Below are 561 nucleotides of genomic sequence, written 5' to 3'. Positions count from 1 at the left end.
GTAATTATTCTTTACATGCTCTGGGGCATCACTTAAAAAGTCATCCAATAATATTTGAACATGCGTCCTAGGGTTAACTTTTAATGCAACTGAGACGGGTGCGACAGACTCAATTCTTTTAACGTCGTCAATGTCGGTTTCGACCTTTGGGAGCCGGTCTAGTTGTACTTTTTCAGTTGTACCCGAGCGAGTGTAATTTAAGCGTTTTAACTTGGTGGCTTGAGTGAGCTTTTCCAATGCGCGGGTTGCTTTAACAAAGTAATTGGATTTAGCAATAGCAGAAACCACTGCACCACTACCAAAGGTGGCAAGGGCAAGCAGTATTTCAAACGACAAGCGACCTGCCATTCTGGTGCGTTCAACACTGGAATGAGCATTAAAGTAACGTGCTGGAAAGTTTGCCAGTAAAGTACGCGCTTCTTCATCTTCTGCAATAATAACTAATGTTTCAAACGCTTCAACGATGCCATTAATGGACTCTGAGGCAGTTGACATAATTTGCTGTAACTCTGCCCGCATAGCTTCCACATCGCCAGTTGCAAGGTGGCCCAAAATACGGAA

General features: G+C 43.5%; 1 protein-coding gene. It reads right to left on the bottom strand.

What is annotated here, in order from left to right; translation table 11 throughout:
* Window positions 1-561: hypothetical protein (locus CKO50_RS24190; RefSeq protein WP_176474742.1), on the bottom strand; the 561-nt coding region annotated here is incomplete at both ends.

It is taken from the genome of Pseudoalteromonas sp. HM-SA03 (assembly GCF_002289345.1).
GTDB lineage: Bacteria > Pseudomonadota > Gammaproteobacteria > Enterobacterales > Alteromonadaceae > Pseudoalteromonas.
This window is presented reverse-complemented; position numbering and strand designations above follow the sequence as displayed.